The organism is Lachnospira hominis (ex Liu et al. 2021), from assembly GCF_014287955.1.
Lineage (GTDB): Bacteria > Bacillota > Clostridia > Lachnospirales > Lachnospiraceae > Lachnospira > Lachnospira hominis.
In genome coordinates, this window is record NZ_JACOPD010000001.1 from 111,582 (window position 1) to 133,630 (window position 22,049).

Genomic DNA, 22,049 nt, shown 5'->3' on the forward strand with positions numbered 1-22,049 from the left:
TCTGCCGCCTCCTACATAGGTTAGATTAATGGTATACCGGATTAATAAAGGAAAAAATAATAAATTATATGACCTGCTGCTTTTCCAAGACCAATCATAAGAATTATGATGCCAAGCCCGGAACCGATTCTTACACGCCTTATAAATATAGGCAGTGCTTTCAGTGTCTCTGCAAGGCTTACAACAAGCAGTCCTATAAACATTCCTGAAAATACTCCATACATCACAATACCTGCTGTGCCAATATCTATACTGATATTAAACATTGACAGGCAGTTTCCTGTTACAACTCCAAATAGCAGACATTCTTCATAAAAAAATATGCTTTTTGTTGTTCCTGTTGATGCTGCTGCCCTGTTTATCATTCCAACGCTTGTTATAAGTGCAAAATATCCTGCTGCTGTAACCGCACCTGCTGCCAGTCCAAAAAAAGCCAGAAATACTGTCATGCTTTCTTTCCTTTCTGTTCTGTTTTGGATTTTCTGTCAATAAGCGTATCATCAACATCTTTTTCATATTTATCCATTTCAACTTCTATAGGTGTAGGTTCCCCTGACAGCCTCACCCCGGCAAAATGGTTATAGAAAATTATAATTCCAAGTGCAAGACCGACAGCATACATTATTTCCAGCAGTTTTACCTGTTGTGCATTGTCTGCTCCAAATATCTCATACACTTTCTCAAATATTTCAATGGTACTTACATCATTGTTGTATGCCATAATTGCGTACATGCTCCCGACAAATGTAAATGCAGCCACAAATGCTATTAATAATCCCTGAAGAAACTTTGAATGTTTCTTTTCCAAAATGTAATCCACAATAAAATCATTTTCACCAAGATTATTCACATCGGCATCAGGATATTTTTTTGCAACAGCTTTTACAATATCCATAAATGAAAGACATACTCTCTTTTTCTTTATTTTATTCACGCCAACTTCTTCGAGTATAATAAGGCATATATGTTTTATATCATTTTCCATCTTTTTATCGTTGCAATATACATCAGCAACATCACCAATTAATACCATGCGTTTTGAAACTTCGATGTTTTTGTCTGTTTTTATATATACCGTTTCACTCATTTTGACATCATCTCCTCGTTTTTAGCATGGCTTTCCAACAGGAAATTTATTCACCGGATTTCATTTTTTTTAGTATTTTTTTCTCAAGCCTTGATACCTGAACCTGCGAAACGCCAAGAATTCCAGCTATTTCCGTCTGCGTTTTATCCTGATAATAACGCATATAAATAAGCTGGCGTTCTTTTTTATCAAGCTTTGAGAGCATCTCTTCCAGCACCATGCGGTTCATCATATCTTCACATGGGTCGTCTTCACACGGAAGCTTGTCAATAAGTGAAATATCACTTCCATCCCCCTGATAAATCACTTTGTGGAGTGACTCTATCTGTGCCGATGCATCAAATGCCTGTGCAAGTTCCTCTGATGTAACTCCGATTTCTGTCGCTATCTCGGTAAGTGTTGGCTCTCTTTTAAGTTTTTCCTCCATTTTCTCCCTCGCAATATAAGCTTTGTATGCGGTCTCTTTCATCGAACGGCTTACTTTTATCATTCCGTCATCTCTTAAAAAACGCTTGATTTCTCCCGAAATCATTGGTACAGCGTATGTCGAAAACTGTACATCAAATGATGTGTCAAACTTATCAACAGCTTTTATAAGTCCAATGCTGCCTATCTGGAATAAATCTTCCTGTTCATAGCCACGTCCCGCGAATCGCTTTACTATGCTCCATATCAGTCCCATATTTTCAACAATCAGTTTCTCTCTGGCTGCTTTATCTCCTCCATGTGCCATTTCTATCAGTTCCTTAGTATGATTCATATAACCACACCCAATCCACTAATTATTTACTCCTATTTTTTTCTTCATCATCACGGTTGTACCGCTGTGCTTTCCTGATTTGACATGTAACTCATCCATAAATGCCTCCATAAATGAAAATCCCATTCCTGAACGCTCAAGCTGTGGCTTTGATGTATACATTGGCTCCATTGCTCTTTCTATGTCATCTATTCCAACTCCGTCATCATGTACTTCTATTGTCAGTTCATTATCATTAAGCTCACATTTCAGGCTTATTTTGCCTTCTCTTCCCTCATATCCATGGACTATACAGTTTGTTACCGCTTCCGATACAGCAGTTTTTATATCAGAGATTTCTTCTAATGTCGGATCTAATCTTGTACAAAATGCCGCAACAACAACTCTTGCAAAACTTTCATTTTCGGATTTTGAATCAAATATAATTTCAAAGCTGTTACTATTTTTATTCATTTCAATTTCCCCTTTTACCTTCTAATATTTTCTTCGCTGCATCATTTACATCACTGCTTACAACTACAAGCTTATGAAGTCCCGAAATAAGGAGTATTCTTGATATTCCTTCCCCTGCACCGGCAACATATATCCGGCCTTTTTCATGGATTTTTCTGTACCGTCCCATTATAAGACCTATTCCGGCACTATCCATAAAATTTATTCTGCTGAAATCAAATATTATATCTTCTACGCCTCTTACATCAATGACATCATCAATCACTTCTCTCATTTCATCCGCAAGATGATGGTCAAGTTCCGCTATCATGCTTATAACAAGCATTTTATCCGACACCATGTAAATATAATCTGTGTGCCTTACTTCATTTTCTCCGTCTGCAACAGCAACATGTTCTTCCTGCATTCCTGTCAACCTCCATTTGATTATAACTATATTTTTCCGTAACAAAAAACCTGACAGGCTTTCATTCCTGTCAGGTCTTCTCTTTTACGTATATTTTTCAACATCAGTGTGACTGTACATAAGCCTGTGCTTCTGTTACATATCCGCTGCTCTTGAATTCATCTGCTATAATTTGATAGTATTTTTTAGCATTATCCGGCTGATTAAGTGCAACATAACTCTTTGCCGCATAGAAAACTGCATCGGCTTTTGTCTTGTCACACTTATAAGCTCTCACAAGCAAATCTGCTGCCGTTGTGTAGTCAGCCTTGTTATATGCCGTCATTCCTCTGTTATACAAATCATTTGCTGCATTCATCATTGTAGCACCTGATATTGTATTATAAAGTGTCTTTGCTTCTTCAACAGGGAGTGAACTTACATCAACATCAGCAATAGCCTCTGCCGCACCTGTTGAATCATTTGAAATGTATAAGTTAGCTGCTTTTATAACAGCAGTCAACAGCTTATTATTGCCGTCTGCACCGCTTACCTGTGACAGACGTGTCTCTAACGATTCTTTTTCTTTCTTTACAGAATCGAGCTGGTTTTGAAGCGAATTAAGCTCTACATTGCCAGATGAGAGCTGTTCGCTGTATTCCTGAAGGCTCTTATTATATTCTGATGTAAGCCCCCTGTATCTTGACGGTATGATAAGAAACCATATCAATGCTGCTCCTATTGCAACACCAACAAGTATATTTATAATCGTTATGGCACCATTGCTCGGCTCTTTATATGATGAACGCGGAAGGATTACATCATTACCGCTTAACGGCTTTCTATCATCATCTTTATTTCTCTTCTTCAATGATGACTGTGATTCTTTCTTTTTAGATGATAATTCTTCATCAATAGCCTGCATATAAAGCTGTGCAAGTGTATTATTTCTATCAACTCTCAATACAGAAGCAAGACATTTTCTGGCTTTGCTGTATTCCTTTTCTTTTATATAAATAAGAGCAAGAAGCTGCTGTGCCTTTAAAAGTCTTGGATTCTGTGAAACCACCTTTTTGAGCTGAATCTGTGCCATATCGGTATTGCCTTCTTTGGCATATCTGAGAGACAGATTATACTTCTTAATTGTTGAAGTAACAAGCTCAAATTTATTCTGGTTTGACTGGATGTCAGTTATATAATCTTCTGCACAGTTATTATCAGGCTGGATATTTTTACTTATAACCCATTCGCTTAATGCTTCAACAACATCGCCCATCTCACAATATACAAGTCCTAAAAGATTTCTTGCATCTATATTTTTTTTATTTATTGTTATACTCATCTTCAGGCTTTCTACTGCACCGGACAAATCTCTTACTTTTGCTTTTGAAAGTCCGAGATTATAATATGCATTTGAAGCCATAACAGCTTTCTTATACATAGAAACGTCAATGCCGCAGTTCGGGCAGTGGCTTTCTTTTGTAAGAACTTCATTACATTTAAAGCATCTCATTATTTTTCTCCTACTTGTCTGATAAATCCTCAACAATTTTATTAATAAGATCTGTTATATCAGGAACATCATTATTATAAATCGCATCTTCTGCGTCTTCTACTTCAAGGCTTGGCTTGAATTTTTTAATCTCTTCATCAAAATCTATCATATTGTTCCTCCATTATTTAATAATACTCATTATCTCACCGACAAGATATAATGAACCTGTGCAAAAAAGCACGCCATCAATATCACGCCGCAGTGCAGCTGCACTCTCATATGCATCTTTTATATTTATTTTGTCAATCACAGGCTTGTCCGTATATTTCTTAAATGTATCACTTATACAGCTGTCATCCAGGCACCTTTTTCCCTGTATCCCTGCGATAACAAAATAATCAAACATATTACTGTCACATATGCTCTTTATCATTCTGTCATAATCTTTATCATTGACAACAGAAAAGAGCAGTATCGTCTTTCTGCCGCAGGTAATCGGGCTTACTGAACAAATAAGTGCTTCTATGCCTTCAGGATTGTGTGCTCCATCAACATATATGTTATCTGCTATCTGTTCCATACGGCCATGCCATTGTACTTTTTTGACAGCCTTATGGACTGCATTGCTCTCAAGTTTTACAACTCCTGTTTTTTTAAGCACTTCAGCTGCCGTAAGTGCCAGTGAACAATTCTGGACCTGATATACGGCACCGGTTGTAATTGTAAAGCAATCATTCTTATAATACATATTGTTTAGCGAAAAATCAATACAATAGCCGTAGTTTTTAATTATTTGAAAATCTTTTTGTGTCACACCATATGCTTCACAATTATTATCCTCTGCATTTTTTTCTATTATATCTGTCACGCTTTTTTTATCTTTTATAAATACAACAGGAACATTATTTTTTATTATGCCGGACTTTTCTTCTGCTATCTTTTCTATTGTATCGCCAAGTATCGCTGTATGCTCAAGACTGATTGTTGCTATTATATCAAGAACAGGATTTTTAACTGCATTGGTCGCATCAAGTCTTCCACCTAGTCCCGTTTCTATGACGCAGATATCAACATTTTGTTTCAGGAAAACAAGAAATGCTATGCCTAAGAAATAATCAAAATATGCAAGGCTTCCTTTTCCAAGTTCATCTTCCACCGCTTTTACCCTGGCATATGCCTCAGCAAATTCTTCTTTTGTTATCATCATTCCATTAATTCTTATGCGTTCACGTTCGTCTATCAGATGCGGAGATGTAAACAGCCCGGTCTTATAGCCGTTTTCCTGTAAAATACCTGCAAGATAGGCACATACAGAACCTTTGCCATTGCTTCCTGCAACATGTATTACTTTGAGCTTATCCTGTGGATTGCCGAGCCTTTCCAGAAGTTTTTCCGCTCTTTCACATCCTGTTCCCGCTACAAACTGGCTCAGCGAATTAATATATTCAATTGCTTTTTCATAACTTTTACCATCAATTATATTCATTTATTATTTTCCTATTTTAGTTATATGTGTGCCTTCGTGATATAACTTTACCTGACCATCAGCCACTGTATCACATATAATGCATCCGGATGACGAGGGTGTATCAAATGCCTGACTGTCAGGTGTATCATGAAATTCTTTCATCATTCTTTCAACTGCAATTCTTCCGTCAAGTGTAAGAAGTCTCACAGCCTGTACAAATACTTCATCTTCAAATGTCATTTTATAATAAAATGCACCCCATTTGTTTTTTATAATCTCAGAAAGTTCATGTTCCCGCAATTCTGCCTCTTTTGTCATTCTCTCTGACTCTTTTGCAGCATTTTCCTTGTTATTTTCACACTCACCTGTTGATATATCAAGTTCTTTCATTTTCTGCTCAAGTTTTGAAACAGACTGCTCATATTGTCCAATGCGTCTGTTTGTATTATTTACTTCTGAATAATATAGTTTCGTGTCACTCTCAGAATGTTTCCCTGCATTGTACTCATCTTTTTGTGATGCAAGTTTATCAAATTGCACACGTTCTTTTTCAAGTAAATCTTTTTCACTCTGAAGTTTTTCACCTGTCTTTGAAACCTGCTCATAAAGCCTGTCCAGTTTTTTATCATACTCTTCAACTGCAGCCTTCTGTGCCTGTATCTCTTTTAGCATTGCATGAAAATCCGTAATTTCTTTTCGCTGCATCGCCCCGTTTTCTTCCGTAGTATATGATGGCAGAGATTTTTCATTGACGCCAAATCCTGTACCATATGCATTTTTTGCCTTCCATACAAGCTGTGCCATAAGTGCACATGATATTCTTTTGAAACTTTTAAGTACATTGACGCTTGCTGTAACATATGCAGCTATCTCATCAAAAACCTGTAATCCAAGTATCTGTATGACATCCTTTAAATACGTCGTTTTTTTCTCTAATCTCAGTATTCTTCCAATGCCTTTACCCGAAAATTCTTTAGGCATAAGTCTTTTATGTAATTCTCTCTTATCTTCTATAGATATTTCATCTATTCTTTTCTGTATTCTCAAATCAGTATCTGCAACATCCTTTGCATCCTGACGCACAAGACACTGATGTAATGCCGCAATAAATGCTTCGTTATAGTATATGCTGACATTTTCTATTTTATTAGCAGGAGTATCATATTTTGTAATATTATACAATTTTGCCGCTTCAGCTGCTGCCAGAATTGAAAGTCTTTCCTCACTTACTGTCAATGATTCCTGTGCTGTCAGCCCACATTTTTGTGCAATGAGTTCTTTAAGCCGTATTTCAAGTTCACTTCTTGTATCAGCATGAAGCTGTATTATATTTTTTCGTACCATATCTGAAACACGCACTATCTGATAATCTATAGACTTAGATGAAGCGAACGCCTGCATAAATGAATTGGCTGCATCTGCAAGCGAGTTGACCAGCTTATTACCGGTCTCTTTTGCAGCATTAAGAAGATTAGTCTGTGTAATCAGGGCTATTTCAAGCCTGACATCTTCGTCTGACATTTTTCGTATTCCATCAAATATATTAGGCATCAACAATCACTCCTCTCTAATCAAAAAGCTCTTTACCCATTGCAATAACTATAATAAAAGTCCCATAAACATTTGTCAAATCTCAGATTTGAATTTGTCTACGGGACTTTTATGTATTTTAAAATTTTATATCCTGGCTGATACTGACAGCCTCTTAATCAGATATTAAAGAATTAGCAAACGCCCTGAGCAAGCATAGCATCTACAACCTTCTCGAAACCTGCAATGTTAGCACCTGCTACATAGTTTCCTTCCATGTTGTATCTCTTAGCTGCATCATCAATGTTATGATAGATATTTACCATGATTGTCTTTAACTTAGCATCAACTTCTTCAAATGTCCAGCTGAGTCTCTCGCTGTTCTGGCTCATCTCAAGAGCTGAAGTTGCAACACCACCGGCATTAGAAGCCTTACCGCAAACGAATAATACTCCGCTATCCTGTAAATACTTTGTTGCTTCAAGTGTTGTAGGCATGTTAGCACCCTCACAAACAACCTTAACACCGTTAGCTACTAACTGCTTAGCATCTTCAATATCAAGTTCGTTCTGTGTAGCACATGGAAGAGCTACATCACACTTAACTGTCCATACGCCATGTTCGCCGTTCTTCTTCTCATGATACTGAGCTGACTTTCTTGCTGCTGCGTACTCTGTAAGTCTTGCTCTCTTAACTTCCTTAACTTCTTTAAGAAGAGCTACATCAATACCGTCTTCATCATAAATCCAGCCTGTTGAATCAGAACATGTAACAACCTTAGCACCAAGCTGCTGAGCTTTTTCAATTGCATAGATAGCAACGTTACCGGCACCTGATACAGCAACTGTCTTGCCTTCAAGTGATTCACCATGACACTTCATAAGCTCTTCTGTTAAGTATAAGAGGCCATAACCTGTAGCTTCTGTTCTGGCAAGTGAACCGCCGTATGAAAGACCCTTACCTGTAAGAACGCCTTCGTACATACCTCTGATTCTCTTGTACTGACCGAACATGAAACCAATCTCTCTTGCACCTGTACCGATATCACCAGCAGGAACATCGACATCAGCACCGATGTACTTGCAAAGTTCTGTCATGAAGCTCTGGCAGAATGCCATAATTTCTCTGTCTGACTTACCCTTAGGATCGAAGTCAGAACCACCTTTACCACCACCAATAGGAAGGCTTGTAAGTGAGTTCTTAAATACCTGCTCAAAACCTAAGAACTTAATAATACCAAGGTTTACAGATGGATGTAAACGTAAACCACCCTTGTAAGGTCCGATAGAGTTATTGAACTGTACTCTGAAACCTCTGTTTACCTGTACCTGACCCTTGTCATCTACCCAAGGTACACGGAACATAAGAACTCTGTCAGGTTCTGTAATTCTTTCAAGAATTGCATTCTTTCTGTAAAGTTCCTCGTTAGCATCGATAACCGGTCTTAATGACTCAAGAACCTCATTTACTGCCTGTAAAAATTCTGGCTGATCTGCATTTTTCTTAGATACTTTTTCTAAGACTTCATCAACATAACCCATAATATCTTTTACTCCTTTTCTTAACGCCGCAGCGAAATATTATGGTGTTATTATATTAAATATGCTTAATTTTTGCAAGTTTTTTATGTTGTATACTTAATTTTTTGTCGTTTTTGTTAAATAATTAATTATTTTAATTAGTTTTTTATACATGTCCTATTATTTCACTTAATAATATTAAGTATGCAATACTATGAAAATATAATGTATTCTTACCACGCTTCCAGGTGTTTTCATACTATAATCGAACAATAATATTATAATGAAAAAAAGCTTTAAAATTTAGTTTATTTTTATTGTTATTTGTATTTTTTGTTGTATAATTAAAATTATCTATGCCGATTATTACCAGCTAAGATTTTTTAAATTCTTTCTATTGATAAAGGGGATTGTTATGGCAAACTTTTTCACAAAGACTAATAAAGATATGAAATATATCTTTAAAAAAAGTGCAAATCTGAACAAAAAGGAAAAAAGAAGAAAAAAACGTGGCGTTATGGCTCTTATCGGATTGCTTCTCGTTCTTGTTGAGCTCGTTATATCCGGTCTTTTCCTGTTTGAGATTTTTAAACTGGATATTTTTCCTACAAAATACTTTATAATGATGATTATTATACTTGTACTTATTCTGTTATACAACTTTACATCACAGTTTACCAAAGCTCACTACTTCGGTAAGTTTTTATCAGTTCTGATGTCAGTCATTTTAGTTTTTGGATATCTTGTAGGTTCAAAAGTAAACTGGGCTTTTGGCAATATTACAAATACGAAGATTGAGACTGACGTTGTTGATGTTATCGTACTTAAACATGACTCTGCTTCTTCTATAAAAGATGCTCTCTCATATACTTTTGGCTATAATGGTTCTATTGAAGAGACGCTTTCGACAAAAGCAGCAGAACAGATTAATTCAGAAAATAATGCCAGCATTTCAACAAAGAAATATACATCATGGGATAATCTGCTTGAAGCTCTTTATTCAAATAAAGATATTAAAGCAATATTTATGACTGAATCGATGCGTGCTTCCATGTCTGAAGAAGATACGGATTTTGCATCAAAGACAAAAGTTCTTGGCAACATAAAGATTATTACAAAGACTACTGTAAACACAGCTGCAAAGAAATCAAAGGGTGAACCTTTTGTTGTATATATATCAGGAAATGACGGATATGGCGATATATCTGATGTAGGCCGAAGTGATGTTAATATTCTCGCAGTGATTAATCCTGAGACAAGACAGGTTCTTCTTATTTCTACACCTCGTGATTATTATATTACGATAAGTGATGCAAATGGAAGAAAAGGCATTGATAAACTTACACATGCAGGTAATGCCGGAACTCAGGGTTCTATTGATGCACTTTACGACCTTTATGGTTTTAAAGCTGATTACTTTATGAAGCTTAACTTTGACGGATGTGTCAAGATTGTCGATGCACTCGGAGGCATTACAATTGATTCTGAAGTGGAATTTACCAACGGTAATGATGCTGCTCCTGAAAATTATCATTTCGTTAAAGGCTTAAATGAATGTGACGGTGCAATGACTCTTGCATTTGTACGTGAGAGACAGTGCTTTATGAATGGCGATTTCCAGCGAGGAAGAAACCAGCAGGCAGCTATTTCAGGTATTATCAACAAAGCTACTTCACCTTCTATACTTACAAGTTATTCATCAGTGCTTGAGGCTGCAACAGAAGTTTTATATACCAACATGCCAACAAGCATGATTACAGGTCTTATAAAAGACCAGCTTGCTGATTCGACACCTTGGAATGTCCAGTCTTATGCAGTAAGCGGAAGAACACAGTCTAACTACTGTAACTTATATGGATTCTATGCATCAACTGTTGTTCCTGATTATGACACGGTTAATATAGCAATCAAACTTATGAATATGATTTACAATGATGAAACAGTCAATGTTGATGAGTATGTTGAAAGTCTTGAAAATGAGACTGCCACAGGTAGTGCACAGTAAATCTTATATTTAACTTACTATATAAAAAAGACGATTCTGGTTTACAATTCAGAATCGTCTTTTTATAATCTTTAAATAACATATTTATTGCTCGTTAATTATAAATCTATTGATAACATCTGCCACTGCATTTTCATCATTATTAAGCTCTGTTACCATATCTGCATTATTTTTCACTTCGTCATATGCATTTTTCATTGCTATCCCTAATCCTGCATATTTTATCATTGAAATATCATTAAGTCCATCGCCACAGGCGATAAGTTCTTCTCTTTTAATCCCAAGCTGCGAAAGAAGCTCTGCAAGTGATGCATCTTTTCCTACATTCTTTGGTACAATTTCAAGAAAATAATCTTCTGAGAAAAATAATTCAAGTATGTCGGAATATTTATTTTCCAGCTTTTCTTTTACAGGAAGAAGCTTTTTGTGTTCTCCTACAACAAGAACTTTTGAAACAGGATAATCTACAAATTCAGGTATGTTGTCAACCTGCATTATGCTTGCACTGTTACAAAATGCCTCTTTTATTACGTATTCATCATCCGCTCTCTCAGATATAACTTTGTCTTTGTAATATGTCAATGGTGCAACATCACATTCTCTTGCAGCAATACATATATCCTCAATGCACTGTTTAGGAACATATCTTTCATATACAAGTTTTCCTGTCTTACAATCCAATATATTGCCACCGTTATATGCAAGCACATAACCTCCGCGTTTCTCCAGTTCAAGCATACGTGCAACAGGAAGTACGCCAAACATCGGCCTGCCTGATGCAAGAATAACTGCCGTACCCACATCAATCGCTTCCCAGACAGCCTTTTTATTAACATCTGATAATTCCTTATTACTGTCCATCAAAGTTCCATCCAGGTCAAGTGCAAGTGCTTTGTATTTTTTTTCCATTATGCTCTCCATTTCCGCATTCTTATTTTTTATCGTAAGCCCGCTTTATCGCAAAACTTTTCATTTATTATATTATTACAATTAGCAGATTTAGTAAACAGCTTTATGTCACACGGAGTTCCAGAAACGAATTTATCAGATTAAGTCTGCCATATCCCCATATGTTATTTGGAAACTCTTCACTGCCGGAAGATGTTACACTCTCATCCCTTACTGCTCCACGAATAAGAATATATTTCACGTCATTTGTTCCAAGATATTTTGCATTGCCGTAATATACGCCCCATGTAAGTAACAGTGCTGCTGCTCCTGCAGCATGTGCCGCCGCAATGCTGGTTCCGCTTCTATATGTGTATCCTCCTCCGGTGCGTGGGCCATATACATTAACACCAGGAGCTGCAAGTTCAGGTTTTACAACATTATCTGCACTGTATCCCCTGCCTGACTCTATACTTATAGCACCTGTCAGATGATTATATGATGCAATGCTTATAATTCTTGATTCTGCAGCTGGTTCTGTCAATGTTGTATCCGGCGTAGAATTCAGAAAAAATGTGTCTGACTGCAGGAAATTATTAATCGGAAGCCATCCATTAAAACTCCCCTTTATATTTGTAAGGCTGTATACATTAATTTTCCATACACCCTGTGCCGGATTAATAAATCTGAAAAATATCACTTCATATCCTGATAATGTATCTACCACTCTGTAATCTACTTCTACCTGTGAATTTTCAAATATAAACTTTAACACATTTGTCATGCCTGTTCTTGCAGATAATCTTGGCACACTCTCGCCCGACGGAGATATTACTGAAACTGACAGCACATCGAGCGTATTTGCCCATATTTCCATTGAAAATCCTTTTTCTTTTTTACCTACATTTAATTCTATTGTATATGGTGATACAGATGAAAGTGCCTCACCTGATATATGTGTTCTTCCTGCAGCTTCATTACCCATACAAGAAACAACTACTACATTTGTTCTTATTGCAGCCAAACTAAGCATACTTGCCAATGGCGTTGCACCTGTTCTTGGACCGCTTCCTGTTCCAAGTCCGAAGCATATCACAAGCGGCATTTTCCTTTTAGCAGCATAATCAAGCAGAAACCGTACACCAAGCATTATATCTGTCTCTTCAAATACTGCTGCCTCTCTGTTTACAAGAAAATATTCTTTAAGATAATCTTTTGCCTCTTTAAGTTTAACGACTGCCAGTTCACACTCCGGTGCTGCTCCACAGAATTCATCTGTCTGGCTTCCTGCTGCAATACCGGCTATAAAAGTGCCATGACCGTCAGTATCTTTTTCTGGAACATATTCATAAGGATTCCCGCCGTCAGACTGTGCTTTGAGTGCTGCATTTATCTCTTCATTAGTAAACACTCTCCCATATTTGTATACACTGCTAATATAGTCGCTTCTGCTCTCTTGACTTTCTGTATTATTCCACTCACCCGTCTGGTCCCATATTACAGCTATACGGCTGACATTTGGGCTTTTCTTGAATGCTTCATGTGTATAATCTATTCCGGTATCAACAATTCCCATAATTACACCCTGTCCGCGGACATTAAGAAACGGCTGGTTTAACGAAGACGTAATACCAGCCGCATCCATACTTGATGTATCCATTATTCCATATAGCTTAGGTATTGTCTGATATCCAAGATTGCTTATGCTCATTTTCATATCACCTGAAAGCTTTCCATATCCAATTGAAAAGTTCTCATCCACTTCAATTACGCATGCGTTTTCTATTTTATCTGACGGATTATAATTATAGTACCATGGATTGTTATATATGATAAAATCCATAATTTCCTGTGATTTAACAAGTGCGTCACATGTCATATCCATATATCCGGCCGCTATATATAATTTAATCTATTATATTCATATATCCCTGTTATTATTCATGTGATTCTATCAGCGGTGTTTCGTATCCACGCATCTGTATAACCGGGGCACCCTTTTTTAATATATAATCTCCTGTTATAACAACTTTTCCTATGTTATTATCTTTAGGTATTTCGTACATTATATCGAGCATATAATCTTCTATTATTGAACGCAGTGCTCTGGCACCTGTCTTTTTCTCCATAGCTTTATCTGCAATGGCATTAAGTGCAGCATCATCAAACTCAAGCTTGACTTCATCAAGTTCAAGAAGCTTCTCATACTGCTTTAATATTGCATTTTTAGGTTCTCTCATTATCTCAATAAGCATAGGTTTTGTAAGACTTTCAAGTGCAAATACAACAGGCAGTCTGCCAAGGAATTCCGGAATCATGCCATAATTTCTTAAATCGTCTACTGTTACCTGCTGGCAGAGATTGCTGTCATTATCGTACTTATCCTTCAAATCAGCAGTAAATCCTATTGACCCCTGATGATTGAGTCTTTCTTTTATTATATCTTCAAGGTCAGGGAATGCACCTCCACAAATGAATAAAATATTTTTTGTATTGACTGTAACGAGTGGAACCATCGCATTCTTGCTTGTCGCTCCAACAGGAACTTCTATATCACTTCCCTCGAGAAGTTTGAGCATTCCCTGCTGTACTGATTCACCGCTTACATCACGGCTTCTTGTCTCTTTTTTCTTTGCTATCTTATCAATCTCATCGATAAAGATTATACCATGTTCTGCTCTCTCAACATCATTATCTGCCGCCGCAAGAAGTTTTGAAACAACACTTTCTATATCATCACCAATATACCCTGCCTCTGTAAGTGATGTAGCATCTGCAATGGCAAGCGGCACTGAAAGAAGCTTTGCGAGTGTTTTTACAAGATAAGTCTTTCCTGAACCTGTCGGTCCTATCATAAGCATGTTTGACTTTTCAATCTCAACATCTGTATCCTTGCATGCTACTCTCTTATAGTGATTGTATACAGCAACAGACATTACTTTTTTGGCATGTTCCTGTCCTACCACATACTGGTCGAGCATCTCTTTTATCACATGCGGTGCCGGAATATTTTTTAAATCAATATCTTCTTTTTTATCTTTGTCATCTTTATTGTTCTTCTTTTTTATCTTCTGTTTCTGGCTTATATTATCATTCATATCACCAGACATAAATCCATTCATTCCGGGAATATTGCCCATTCCGGGAATATTTTTCATCATATCATCATAATTAATACCACTGTTATAAATAGCATCAAATGAACGCTGCATACAGTCAGGGCATATGTATATATTATTGCCCATATTTATCATCTTGCCTGCCCGGCTTTCTGTACGATGACATACATAACATACTTTTTCATACTCATCCTTTTTTTCTGTTGTGGATGTATCTGTAGAATTATCTGCATTTTTATTATCTATATCATTAACATTGTTATTATCTTTATTATCCTGCATAATATTGTCCTCCCGATTTCTTATGTATATTATAAAGTATACATTTTGCTTCTATATATATCAATAAAATCTTTCTAAAATAAAAGTTAAAAGAAGAAGGATACATGCCCTGCACCGCATATATGCCTGCCGGTTGATGTATCCTTCTTATTCTTTATTCTTTATTTTTGATTTTTAACCATTTCCTGTAGACGGATGTATTTTATCAGTTTTTCTTTCCAAGTGTAACATCTACAGATTTTAATACGTACTGAGTGCCTTCAGGATGATAATATTTTATTGTAACTGTTTCACCAGCTTTATAATATTGCATTGTATTCTGGAGTTCTGACATTGATGATATTGACTCATCATCAAAGCTTACAATTATATCATACTGACCAAGACCAGCCTTTTCTGCTGCAGAACCTGATGCAACTGAACGAATCTGTACTCCCTGTGGATACTTGTAATACTGTGAAATTGTACTTGTTATATCAACGCCTGAAATGCCAAGATATGATGCTTCAGAATCAGCAACCTTTGTTCTTGTCTCTCTGTTCATAAGTGAATTTATAAGGTCTTTTACATTTGAAACAGGAATTGAATATGCCATGCCTTCAACACCATCTTCTGATGTCTTTGCAAAGTTAATACCAATTACACGTCCGTCTGCATTAAGTAATGCACCACCACTGTTTCCTGAGTTAATTGCTGCATTTGTCATGAAAAGGCCATCAAATGTTACATTATTAACTGTTATTGAACGATTCATGGCACTTATTATACCATTTGTTACTGATTGGCCTTCACCAAGTGCATTACCGATGGCTACAACCTCCTGACCCAGTGTAACATCATCAGAATCACCAAGTTCAGCAATTGAAATCTGATTGATTGTTGAACTCTTTATATCACTGAGATTAACTGCAACTACTGCAATATCTTTATCTGATTTAGAGCCTTTTACTGTACAGTTTACTGATTCACCATCCACAAATGTACACTTTAAGTTGCTTACACCATCTATTACATGTGCATTTGTAAGAAGAAGCAGTTCTGTATCACTTTTACCAACAATTATACCTGTTCCACTTGTTGTTGCCTCATAACTCTGTCCATATCCGAATATTGATGATGAGTTGCCTGAAACTGTTGTTGTACCCTGTAATGCAACCATTGCCGGCATTGCTGCATTAGCGACTGCTGCAACATCCATCTTTACATCGTATGCCGAACTTTCATCGTTAACTGTTCCTGATGTTGATGATACACTGCTTGATACTATTGGTATTTCTACATTAGAATTATTATTGACAGGGTTTATTTTATTAGCCGCATAGTTGACGCCATACATTGTACCACCGGCAATTACACCAAATAAAACTGCTGACAATGCAATTGCTGCAATTCTCTTTCCGATTCCTTTTTTGTCTGTCTTGTTTTTCTTTTTATTATAATTAGTGTTGCCTGTAGTATTTGAATAGTTAGTATTTGAATAATAACCGCCATTATTGGAAGTCCATGCATTGTTATTATATGATGAATTGTATGAATTATCATTGTATGGCATGCTTCCTGACGTATATCTATATTCTGTACTTTCCTGCGAATTCTGTGATTCGCTTCCTGTTACACCTGATGATGTATTATTATTATCTAAATCATTATCGTACATTTTACCTTACTCCTTCCTTTAAAATATGTTCTGTATAATACATGTAATTATATAAGAAGAACACATTTCCTTGTCTGTATATGTATACTAACAACGAAATGTGTTCATATTGTGTTTTACTTGTTAAAAATTTCTGAACTTTACTGTCCTATTTTTTCCATAACTGCTTTTGTAAGTTCGTCAAGCATGCTCTGAGCATCCTCAAGGCTTGAACCTTTTACGCCCATATAGAACTTAATCTTAGGCTCTGTACCTGAAGGTCTTGCACAACACCATGCATTATCTGATAAATCATAATATAATACATTAGAATTAGGAAGACCTGTGCTGTGTTTCTCACCAGTTGCAAGAACTATGCACTCATCATTCTTATAATCTCTTGTCTCAAGAACATCCCATCTGCCAAATTTCTTTGGTGGGTTATTTCTTAAATCATCCATCATCTTGGCAATATGAGCGGCACCTTCAGCACCTTTCATTGTGATTGCCTTCTGGCCTTCTTTATAATATCCATATTTTTCAAAGATATTAATCATCTGATCCCAGAGTGTAAGACCTTTTGTCTTATAATAAGCAGCTGCTTCACAAAGTGCCATAACAGCAACTACGGCATCTTTATCTCTTGCATGTGTACCTACAAGGCAGCCATAACTTTCCTCAAAACCAAATTCATACTCATATGTATGCTGCTGTTCAAAGAATTTAATCTGTTCACCGATAAACTTAAATCCTGTAAGAACCTCTATAAGCTTTACATTGTATTCTTTTGCAATTGCATCAGCCATATTTGTTGAAACAATAGTCTTAACAAATGCACCATTTTTATGGATAAGACCGCGTTCTTTTCTCTGTGAAAGAAGATATTCTGCAATAAGCATACCTGACATGTTACCTGTAAATGACTTGTATTCACCACTCTTAACATCTTTAGAATATACACCAAGTCTGTCTGCATCAGGGTCTGTTGCAAGAATAATATCTGCATCAACTTCTTTTGCAAGCTTTAATGCATATGTAAAAGCCTTAGGATCTTCAGGGTTAGGATATTCAAGTGTTGTAAAGTTTGGATCAGGTTTTTCCTGTTCAGGAACAACGTATACATTCTTAAATCCAAGCTCCCTTAAAATTCTTCTTACAGGCACATTACCTGTACCATTAAATGGAGTGTATACAATCTTGATATCATCTGCAACCTGCTTGATAATATCTCCATTAAGGCTCATCTTTTTAAGTGCAGCCATGTAATTATCATCCATATCATATCCGATTACATTGTAAAGACCTGCAACTCTTGCAGCATCAATATCCATTGTCTTTACTGTATTATAATCTGTAACTGCTTTAACTTCTGATATAATCTGTGAATCCTTAGGTGCTGTAATCTGTGCACCATCTTCCCAATATACTTTGTATCCATTATATTCAGGAGGATTGTGGCTTGCTGTAACAACAATACCAGCTATGCAATGAAGCTCTCTTAATGCAAATGAAAGCTCTGGTGTAGGTCTTAATGTAGGGAATATGTATGCTTTGATACCATTTGCATTAAGGCAGAGTGCTGCTTCGTCTGCAAATTCCTTTGACATTCTTCTTGAATCGTATGCAATAGCCACACCTCTGTCTGCTGCATTATCCTTTATAATAAAATTAGCAAGTCCCTGTGTTGCCTTTCTTACAGTATAAACATTCATTCTGTTTGTACCATTTCCAATTACACCTCTAAGACCGCCTGTACCAAATTCAAGATCTTTATAAAAACGATCTTCTATCTCCGCTTCATTACCAGCTATAGATTTTAATTCATCTCTTGTTGCCTCATCAAAATATTCATTATCGCACCAAGACTTATAAGTTTCCATATAGCCCATTTTATTATCCTCCATTCTTAATTATTATTAATCATTTTTGAGTGATTCTTTAAATGCCTGTGCTACAGCATTTATTGCTTCTTCTTCATCTTCGCCGTCAGCTTCAAGCACAATTTCCTGCCCACATTTGACACTTGAAGCAAGTATTGATATTACGCTTTTTGCATTCGCAGTTTTGCCATCGCCATAATTAAATGAAATCTTCGATTTATATTTAATCGCCTGATCACACATTGCTGTAGCCGGACGCAGATGAATTCCCAAAGGACTGTCTACTAATATAGTCTGCTTTAACATTTTTCAACCTCCTGTATACATATACCGCATTAATTTGAAGCAGCAGATGTTGTTTCCTGCAGTTTGTCTGCTTCTATAAGAACCTGTATCTTATATTCTCCTACAACTTTACAACCATCCGGTACTGTAAAGTTAACAAAAACAGTATGTCTTCCCGCCGATAAAGCCGTAAGGTTTGTTGTTCCTTTTATATTATCTCCTGAAATCGAATCAAGAACACTGCCCTCACCGCTTATGACTATTGACATAACAGAATCATCATCTATTGTAACATGATATCCTGTCTTTATATTATTAAATGTAATCTTCGATGTGTCAAATGAAAACTCGCGGCTGTTTAAATCAGCCACTTTAACTTTAATATTTAGCTTGTTTTCAGATTTTACTTTTAAATCCTGACTTATATAGTCAGAAAGCCATACCGTATAGTTTCTTGACGAATCAATATTATCAACATTAATTGCACTCTCAGGTATAACTATCTCAGAAATGTTGTTAAGTGTATTAACATCACCGATAAGTTCAGCCTTATCTGTGCTAAGTTCAATTCCCATAATCATATATCCGTCTTTAACTGTTCCGGTTGTACCTGCACATCTCACATTAACTATCTTATGGGCACTTATCAGTGCTGTATAATCTACATCGCTTTTTGAAAATGAAAAAACTTCCTCATTTATCTGGCTTCCATCTGCCGCATATGCCGTAAGCTTAGCTGTACTGTTAACATTGGAATATGCACCACTAATATCACACACAGCCTTAACTTTGTCAATATTTTCTACAATTGATGACGGTCCTGTAACTTTTACAGTTGTAGGTGTAACACTTACTGATGTAAGCACATATCCGTCTGCAGGCATTCCTTCAGTATCTGTCTCAATTGTATATTCCTTTGTAAGCCTGTTCTCAATATCAAGCTTTACGGCCGTTGTTCTTGGTGTAACTTCAATTCCTGTAACTTCTTTGCCATCTTTTACTACTTTTACATCAATGTCAACATAATCGGCAAATGCTGATATTTTACTCAAATCTGCAGTTGCAACTATATCACTTGACTTAATGTCAGTAATTACACTTTTAGGTCCGCTAAGATATACTGATATTTTGCTTCCGTCCACAACTTCATAGGTATAATCCTTATCAGTAAGACTTTGTGCATTGATAAGTTCTACATTCACATTACTTATTGTAACACTCGTTGTCGGGTCATATATATTGACTATAACAGCCCACAAAACGATTGCACATAACACTGAAAGGATTTTAAGAGAAAAGTTGTTAAATATTTTTTCCTTCATTCTTTATTCTTCCTCTCCATATTTTGAAAGACTTTACATCTATTGTCCTCTTTCTTAAATATTCCAGTTTGTTACGCAGTGAATGTTCATCTATATCTCTTATAAGTTCTCCTCCGACAGCTACTGATACAGCACCTGTTTCTTCTGAGACAATAATTGTCATGCTGTCTGTCACTTCACTTATTCCAACTCCAGCCCTGTGTCTTGTTCCAAGCTCTTTACTAAGATTAACATTATCAGAAAGCGGAAGGTAACATGTTGCCGCCACAACCCTGTTTCCTCTAATAATAACAGCACCATCATGAAGCGGTGTATTATGTTCAAAAATATTTATAAGAAGCTGGCTCGTCACAATTCCGTCAACATTTATGCCCGTTCTTACATATTCATCAAGCATCATATCCTGTTCTATAACAATAAGAGCACCTGTCTTTACTGCTCCCATTTCATATGCAGCACGGACAATCTCATCTGCTGTCTTTGAGCTATATCTTTCATCTTTTTCATGACTGTCGCCAAAATTAAAGAAATTAAGCACAAGTTTTTTTCTTCCCAGCTGTTCCAGAGCACGCCTTAATTCAGGCTGGAATATAATTACAAGTGCTATAATACCAACACTTATTGTCTTTCCTGCTATCCACAGAATCGTTCTGAGATTAAGAATATATGCAAAAAGAGCGAAAAGTACGACAATTATAATACCCTTTAATAACGCCCATGCTTTTGTATTCTTAATCCATACAAGAAAGCTGTACAGAACAAATGCTATAATAAAAATCTCTATTATATCTGTCCATGTAATACGGGGTATATACAGGTTAGACAAATAATTTTGTATAAAATTATTAACCGCTGTCATATCTTCACTCCCTTCGCTTTTATTATTCTGTTAAATATTATTTATCATAAAATGTTATATCGTCATCATCAGTTTCCAATGTAGCTGCATTCTTATCTGCTGCTCTTCTTATATCACTTAAATCACTTGTTTTTCTTGTCTTTCTTGCATTAATCTGCTTAACTTTGACATTTTCATTAACGAGACTGATTTTTGGAACTGCTTTTACATAATAATAGTATTCATCATCTTCATACTGCACAAATTCAGTTCTCTTATAATCAACACTAAAAAATACAATCTTACAGATATATGCAGCAACTGCTCCAATAATAATACCTATAATCATAAATACAATATTAATCTTTGCATTTAATGCAAGGCTTCCAACTATCAATATTATAAATTCTGAAACTGTACCAACTGCAATTGCATATGTCCATGCATTGTCAACTGAAAGTCTCTTAATTATATACGTAATGATTATTGCAACTGTAAATGCAATTACAAAAATAAGACAGCTTTTGTTATTGAAAAAACTTTCTACAATATAAGATATCTGCTGCATGCTGTCTGCCACAGATGAGTTAGTTATTGCTGTTTCATAAGCACTTGCTGTCTTGATTATATAATATATAATAACGCCAAACGAAACAGGTATGAATGATGTAAGTCCGGCTCCAAGAGCTACCGCAACAGGAATTGCTTCCGGAATCTTACACCAGCATAAAATAACTGTGAATATGAGAATGTATCCCTGTTTAGGTGCAAATCTGAAATAGAGAAGATACATAACAAGTACAATACATAATGAAATTACCGCAAATTCTGCTGATATGGCATACAGGTGTGCAAGCATAAATATTGAAAGTGCAACAACTGTAAAACCGCTTGGGAGAAATGCACATATTATTGACACAGCAAGTGCAATAAGAGGATTTTTTAATACTGTCATATATCCTATCTGCACATTAAGAAGCAGAAATGATATAAATGCCACTACAAATTTAAGTGCAGGGACAAGATATACATTATGTTTATTGTAAAATTTGTTGATATTATCCTTTAACTCCAATAAAAAAGTCATCATGGGTCC

20 protein-coding genes are annotated in these 22,049 nt (G+C 36.0%); 1 reads left to right on the forward strand and 19 read right to left on the reverse strand.

What is annotated here, in order from left to right; genetic code table 11:
* Positions 1 to 41 precede the first annotated feature (41 nt).
* The 10 genes from H8S01_RS00465 to gdhA all read right to left on the reverse strand — a co-directional run bounded on the left by H8S01_RS00465 (position 42) and on the right by gdhA (position 8,719).
* A complete protein-coding gene (locus H8S01_RS00465) occupies positions 42 to 449 on the reverse strand; it encodes a stage V sporulation protein AB (RefSeq protein WP_021866895.1) in 408 nt (135 codons plus the stop codon).
* Complete coding sequence (locus H8S01_RS00470) at positions 446 to 1,087, reverse strand: stage V sporulation protein AA (protein WP_186835812.1); 642 nt, start codon at positions 1,085 to 1,087, stop codon at positions 446 to 448. Before H8S01_RS00470 ends, H8S01_RS00465 begins: the two co-directional genes overlap by 4 nt.
* 46 nt (positions 1,088 to 1,133) lie before the next feature.
* Complete coding sequence (gene sigF, locus H8S01_RS00475) at positions 1,134 to 1,847, reverse strand: RNA polymerase sporulation sigma factor SigF (protein ID WP_186835813.1); 714 nt, start codon at positions 1,845 to 1,847, stop codon at positions 1,134 to 1,136.
* An 18-nt stretch (positions 1,848 to 1,865) separates the two neighbouring features.
* Entirely contained in the window at positions 1,866 to 2,300 is a 435-nt protein-coding gene (gene spoIIAB, locus H8S01_RS00480; protein ID WP_021866892.1) for an anti-sigma F factor, read from the reverse strand.
* 1 nt (position 2,301) lies between these two features.
* Positions 2,302 to 2,706, reverse strand: coding sequence for an anti-sigma factor antagonist (locus H8S01_RS00485; protein WP_021866891.1), 405 nt, complete (start codon positions 2,704 to 2,706; stop codon positions 2,302 to 2,304).
* 103 nt (positions 2,707 to 2,809) lie between these two features.
* On the reverse strand, positions 2,810 to 4,198 hold the full coding sequence (locus H8S01_RS00490) for a tetratricopeptide repeat protein (RefSeq protein WP_021866890.1): 1,389 nt from the start codon (positions 4,196 to 4,198) through the stop codon (positions 2,810 to 2,812).
* A 10-nt stretch (positions 4,199 to 4,208) separates the two neighbouring features.
* Positions 4,209 to 4,349 (reverse strand): hypothetical protein, encoded by a 141-nt coding sequence (locus H8S01_RS00495; protein ID WP_021866889.1) that lies wholly within the window; start codon positions 4,347 to 4,349, stop codon positions 4,209 to 4,211.
* 12 nt (positions 4,350 to 4,361) lie between these two features.
* The gene (locus tag H8S01_RS00500) at positions 4,362 to 5,666 is read right to left on the reverse strand and encodes a bifunctional folylpolyglutamate synthase/dihydrofolate synthase (RefSeq protein WP_186835814.1); all 1,305 of its coding nucleotides are present in this window, start codon (positions 5,664 to 5,666) and stop codon (positions 4,362 to 4,364) included.
* A gap of 3 nt (positions 5,667 to 5,669) precedes the next feature.
* A complete protein-coding gene (locus H8S01_RS00505; protein WP_186835815.1) occupies positions 5,670 to 7,199 on the reverse strand; it encodes a hypothetical protein in 1,530 nt (509 codons plus the stop codon).
* A 173-nt stretch (positions 7,200 to 7,372) separates the two neighbouring features.
* Positions 7,373 to 8,719, reverse strand: coding sequence for an NADP-specific glutamate dehydrogenase (gdhA, locus tag H8S01_RS00510; RefSeq protein WP_186835816.1), 1,347 nt, complete (start codon positions 8,717 to 8,719; stop codon positions 7,373 to 7,375).
* A gap of 394 nt (positions 8,720 to 9,113) precedes the next feature.
* Here gdhA and H8S01_RS00515 point away from each other — a divergent pair, with 394 nt between their 5' ends.
* Positions 9,114 to 10,703 carry an LCP family protein gene (locus H8S01_RS00515; RefSeq protein ID WP_186835817.1) on the forward strand — a complete coding sequence of 530 codons (1,590 nt, stop codon included), beginning with the start codon at positions 9,114 to 9,116 and terminating at the stop codon, positions 10,701 to 10,703.
* A gap of 84 nt (positions 10,704 to 10,787) precedes the next feature.
* Here the strand turns inward: H8S01_RS00515 and H8S01_RS00520 are convergent, their stop codons facing one another.
* The 9 genes from H8S01_RS00520 to H8S01_RS00560 all read right to left on the reverse strand — a co-directional run bounded on the left by H8S01_RS00520 (position 10,788) and on the right by H8S01_RS00560 (position 22,043).
* On the reverse strand, positions 10,788 to 11,612 hold the full coding sequence (locus H8S01_RS00520; RefSeq protein WP_243204158.1) for a Cof-type HAD-IIB family hydrolase: 825 nt from the start codon (positions 11,610 to 11,612) through the stop codon (positions 10,788 to 10,790).
* Positions 11,613 to 11,715: 103 nt separating this feature from the next.
* Positions 11,716 to 13,476, reverse strand: a complete 1,761-nt coding sequence (locus H8S01_RS00525; protein ID WP_186835819.1) for a S8 family peptidase — start codon at positions 13,474 to 13,476, stop codon at positions 11,716 to 11,718.
* A gap of 52 nt (positions 13,477 to 13,528) precedes the next feature.
* Positions 13,529 to 14,992 (reverse strand): ATP-dependent Clp protease ATP-binding subunit ClpX, encoded by a 1,464-nt coding sequence (gene clpX, locus H8S01_RS00530; protein WP_021866882.1) that lies wholly within the window; start codon positions 14,990 to 14,992, stop codon positions 13,529 to 13,531.
* A 205-nt stretch (positions 14,993 to 15,197) separates the two neighbouring features.
* Positions 15,198 to 16,649 carry a S1C family serine protease gene (locus tag H8S01_RS00535; protein WP_186835820.1) on the reverse strand — a complete coding sequence of 484 codons (1,452 nt, stop codon included), beginning with the start codon at positions 16,647 to 16,649 and terminating at the stop codon, positions 15,198 to 15,200.
* 140 nt (positions 16,650 to 16,789) lie between these two features.
* Entirely contained in the window at positions 16,790 to 18,517 is a 1,728-nt protein-coding gene (locus H8S01_RS00540; protein WP_021866880.1) for a phospho-sugar mutase, read from the reverse strand.
* Between the two features lie 27 nt (positions 18,518 to 18,544).
* Positions 18,545 to 18,814: an HPr family phosphocarrier protein gene (locus tag H8S01_RS00545; RefSeq protein ID WP_021866879.1), complete on the reverse strand. Its 270-nt coding sequence runs from the start codon at positions 18,812 to 18,814 to the stop codon at positions 18,545 to 18,547.
* 29 nt (positions 18,815 to 18,843) lie between these two features.
* Positions 18,844 to 20,115 carry a YbbR-like domain-containing protein gene (locus tag H8S01_RS00550; RefSeq protein ID WP_186835821.1) on the reverse strand — a complete coding sequence of 424 codons (1,272 nt, stop codon included), beginning with the start codon at positions 20,113 to 20,115 and terminating at the stop codon, positions 18,844 to 18,846.
* The gene (cdaA, locus tag H8S01_RS00555) at positions 20,096 to 20,974 is read right to left on the reverse strand and encodes a diadenylate cyclase CdaA (RefSeq protein WP_021866877.1); all 879 of its coding nucleotides are present in this window, start codon (positions 20,972 to 20,974) and stop codon (positions 20,096 to 20,098) included. Before cdaA ends, H8S01_RS00550 begins: the two co-directional genes overlap by 20 nt.
* A 37-nt stretch (positions 20,975 to 21,011) precedes the next feature.
* Positions 21,012 to 22,043, reverse strand: a complete 1,032-nt coding sequence (locus tag H8S01_RS00560) for a hypothetical protein (RefSeq protein WP_186835822.1) — start codon at positions 22,041 to 22,043, stop codon at positions 21,012 to 21,014.
* Positions 22,044 to 22,049 lie beyond the last annotated feature (6 nt).

What these genes read in the sequence shown, in the direction of transcription:
- H8S01_RS00465 (WP_021866895.1), bottom strand. Translation starts at nt 449, where the DNA reads ATGACAGTATTTCTGGCTTTTTTTGGACTGGCAGCAGGTGCGGTTACA.
- H8S01_RS00470 (WP_186835812.1), bottom strand. Translation starts at nt 1,087, where the DNA reads ATGAGTGAAACGGTATATATAAAAACAGACAAAAACATCGAAGTTTCA.
- sigF (WP_186835813.1), bottom strand. Translation starts at nt 1,847, where the DNA reads ATGAATCATACTAAGGAACTGATAGAAATGGCACATGGAGGAGATAAA.
- spoIIAB (WP_021866892.1), bottom strand. Translation starts at nt 2,300, where the DNA reads ATGAATAAAAATAGTAACAGCTTTGAAATTATATTTGATTCAAAATCC.
- H8S01_RS00485 (WP_021866891.1), bottom strand. Translation starts at nt 2,706, where the DNA reads ATGCAGGAAGAACATGTTGCTGTTGCAGACGGAGAAAATGAAGTAAGG.
- H8S01_RS00490 (WP_021866890.1), bottom strand. Translation starts at nt 4,198, where the DNA reads ATGAGATGCTTTAAATGTAATGAAGTTCTTACAAAAGAAAGCCACTGC.
- H8S01_RS00495 (WP_021866889.1), bottom strand. Translation starts at nt 4,349, where the DNA reads ATGATAGATTTTGATGAAGAGATTAAAAAATTCAAGCCAAGCCTTGAA.
- H8S01_RS00500 (WP_186835814.1), bottom strand. Translation starts at nt 5,666, where the DNA reads ATGAATATAATTGATGGTAAAAGTTATGAAAAAGCAATTGAATATATT.
- H8S01_RS00505 (WP_186835815.1), bottom strand. Translation starts at nt 7,199, where the DNA reads ATGCCTAATATATTTGATGGAATACGAAAAATGTCAGACGAAGATGTC.
- gdhA (WP_186835816.1), bottom strand. Translation starts at nt 8,719, where the DNA reads ATGGGTTATGTTGATGAAGTCTTAGAAAAAGTATCTAAGAAAAATGCA.
- H8S01_RS00515 (WP_186835817.1), top strand. Translation starts at nt 9,114, where the DNA reads ATGGCAAACTTTTTCACAAAGACTAATAAAGATATGAAATATATCTTT.
- H8S01_RS00520 (WP_243204158.1), bottom strand. Translation starts at nt 11,612, where the DNA reads ATGGAAAAAAAATACAAAGCACTTGCACTTGACCTGGATGGAACTTTG.
- H8S01_RS00525 (WP_186835819.1), bottom strand. Translation starts at nt 13,476, where the DNA reads ATGGATATGACATGTGACGCACTTGTTAAATCACAGGAAATTATGGAT.
- clpX (WP_021866882.1), bottom strand. Translation starts at nt 14,992, where the DNA reads ATGCAGGATAATAAAGATAATAACAATGTTAATGATATAGATAATAAA.
- H8S01_RS00535 (WP_186835820.1), bottom strand. Translation starts at nt 16,649, where the DNA reads ATGTACGATAATGATTTAGATAATAATAATACATCATCAGGTGTAACA.
- H8S01_RS00540 (WP_021866880.1), bottom strand. Translation starts at nt 18,517, where the DNA reads ATGGGCTATATGGAAACTTATAAGTCTTGGTGCGATAATGAATATTTT.
- H8S01_RS00545 (WP_021866879.1), bottom strand. Translation starts at nt 18,814, where the DNA reads ATGTTAAAGCAGACTATATTAGTAGACAGTCCTTTGGGAATTCATCTG.
- H8S01_RS00550 (WP_186835821.1), bottom strand. Translation starts at nt 20,115, where the DNA reads ATGAAGGAAAAAATATTTAACAACTTTTCTCTTAAAATCCTTTCAGTG.
- cdaA (WP_021866877.1), bottom strand. Translation starts at nt 20,974, where the DNA reads ATGACAGCGGTTAATAATTTTATACAAAATTATTTGTCTAACCTGTAT.
- H8S01_RS00560 (WP_186835822.1), bottom strand. Translation starts at nt 22,043, where the DNA reads ATGATGACTTTTTTATTGGAGTTAAAGGATAATATCAACAAATTTTAC.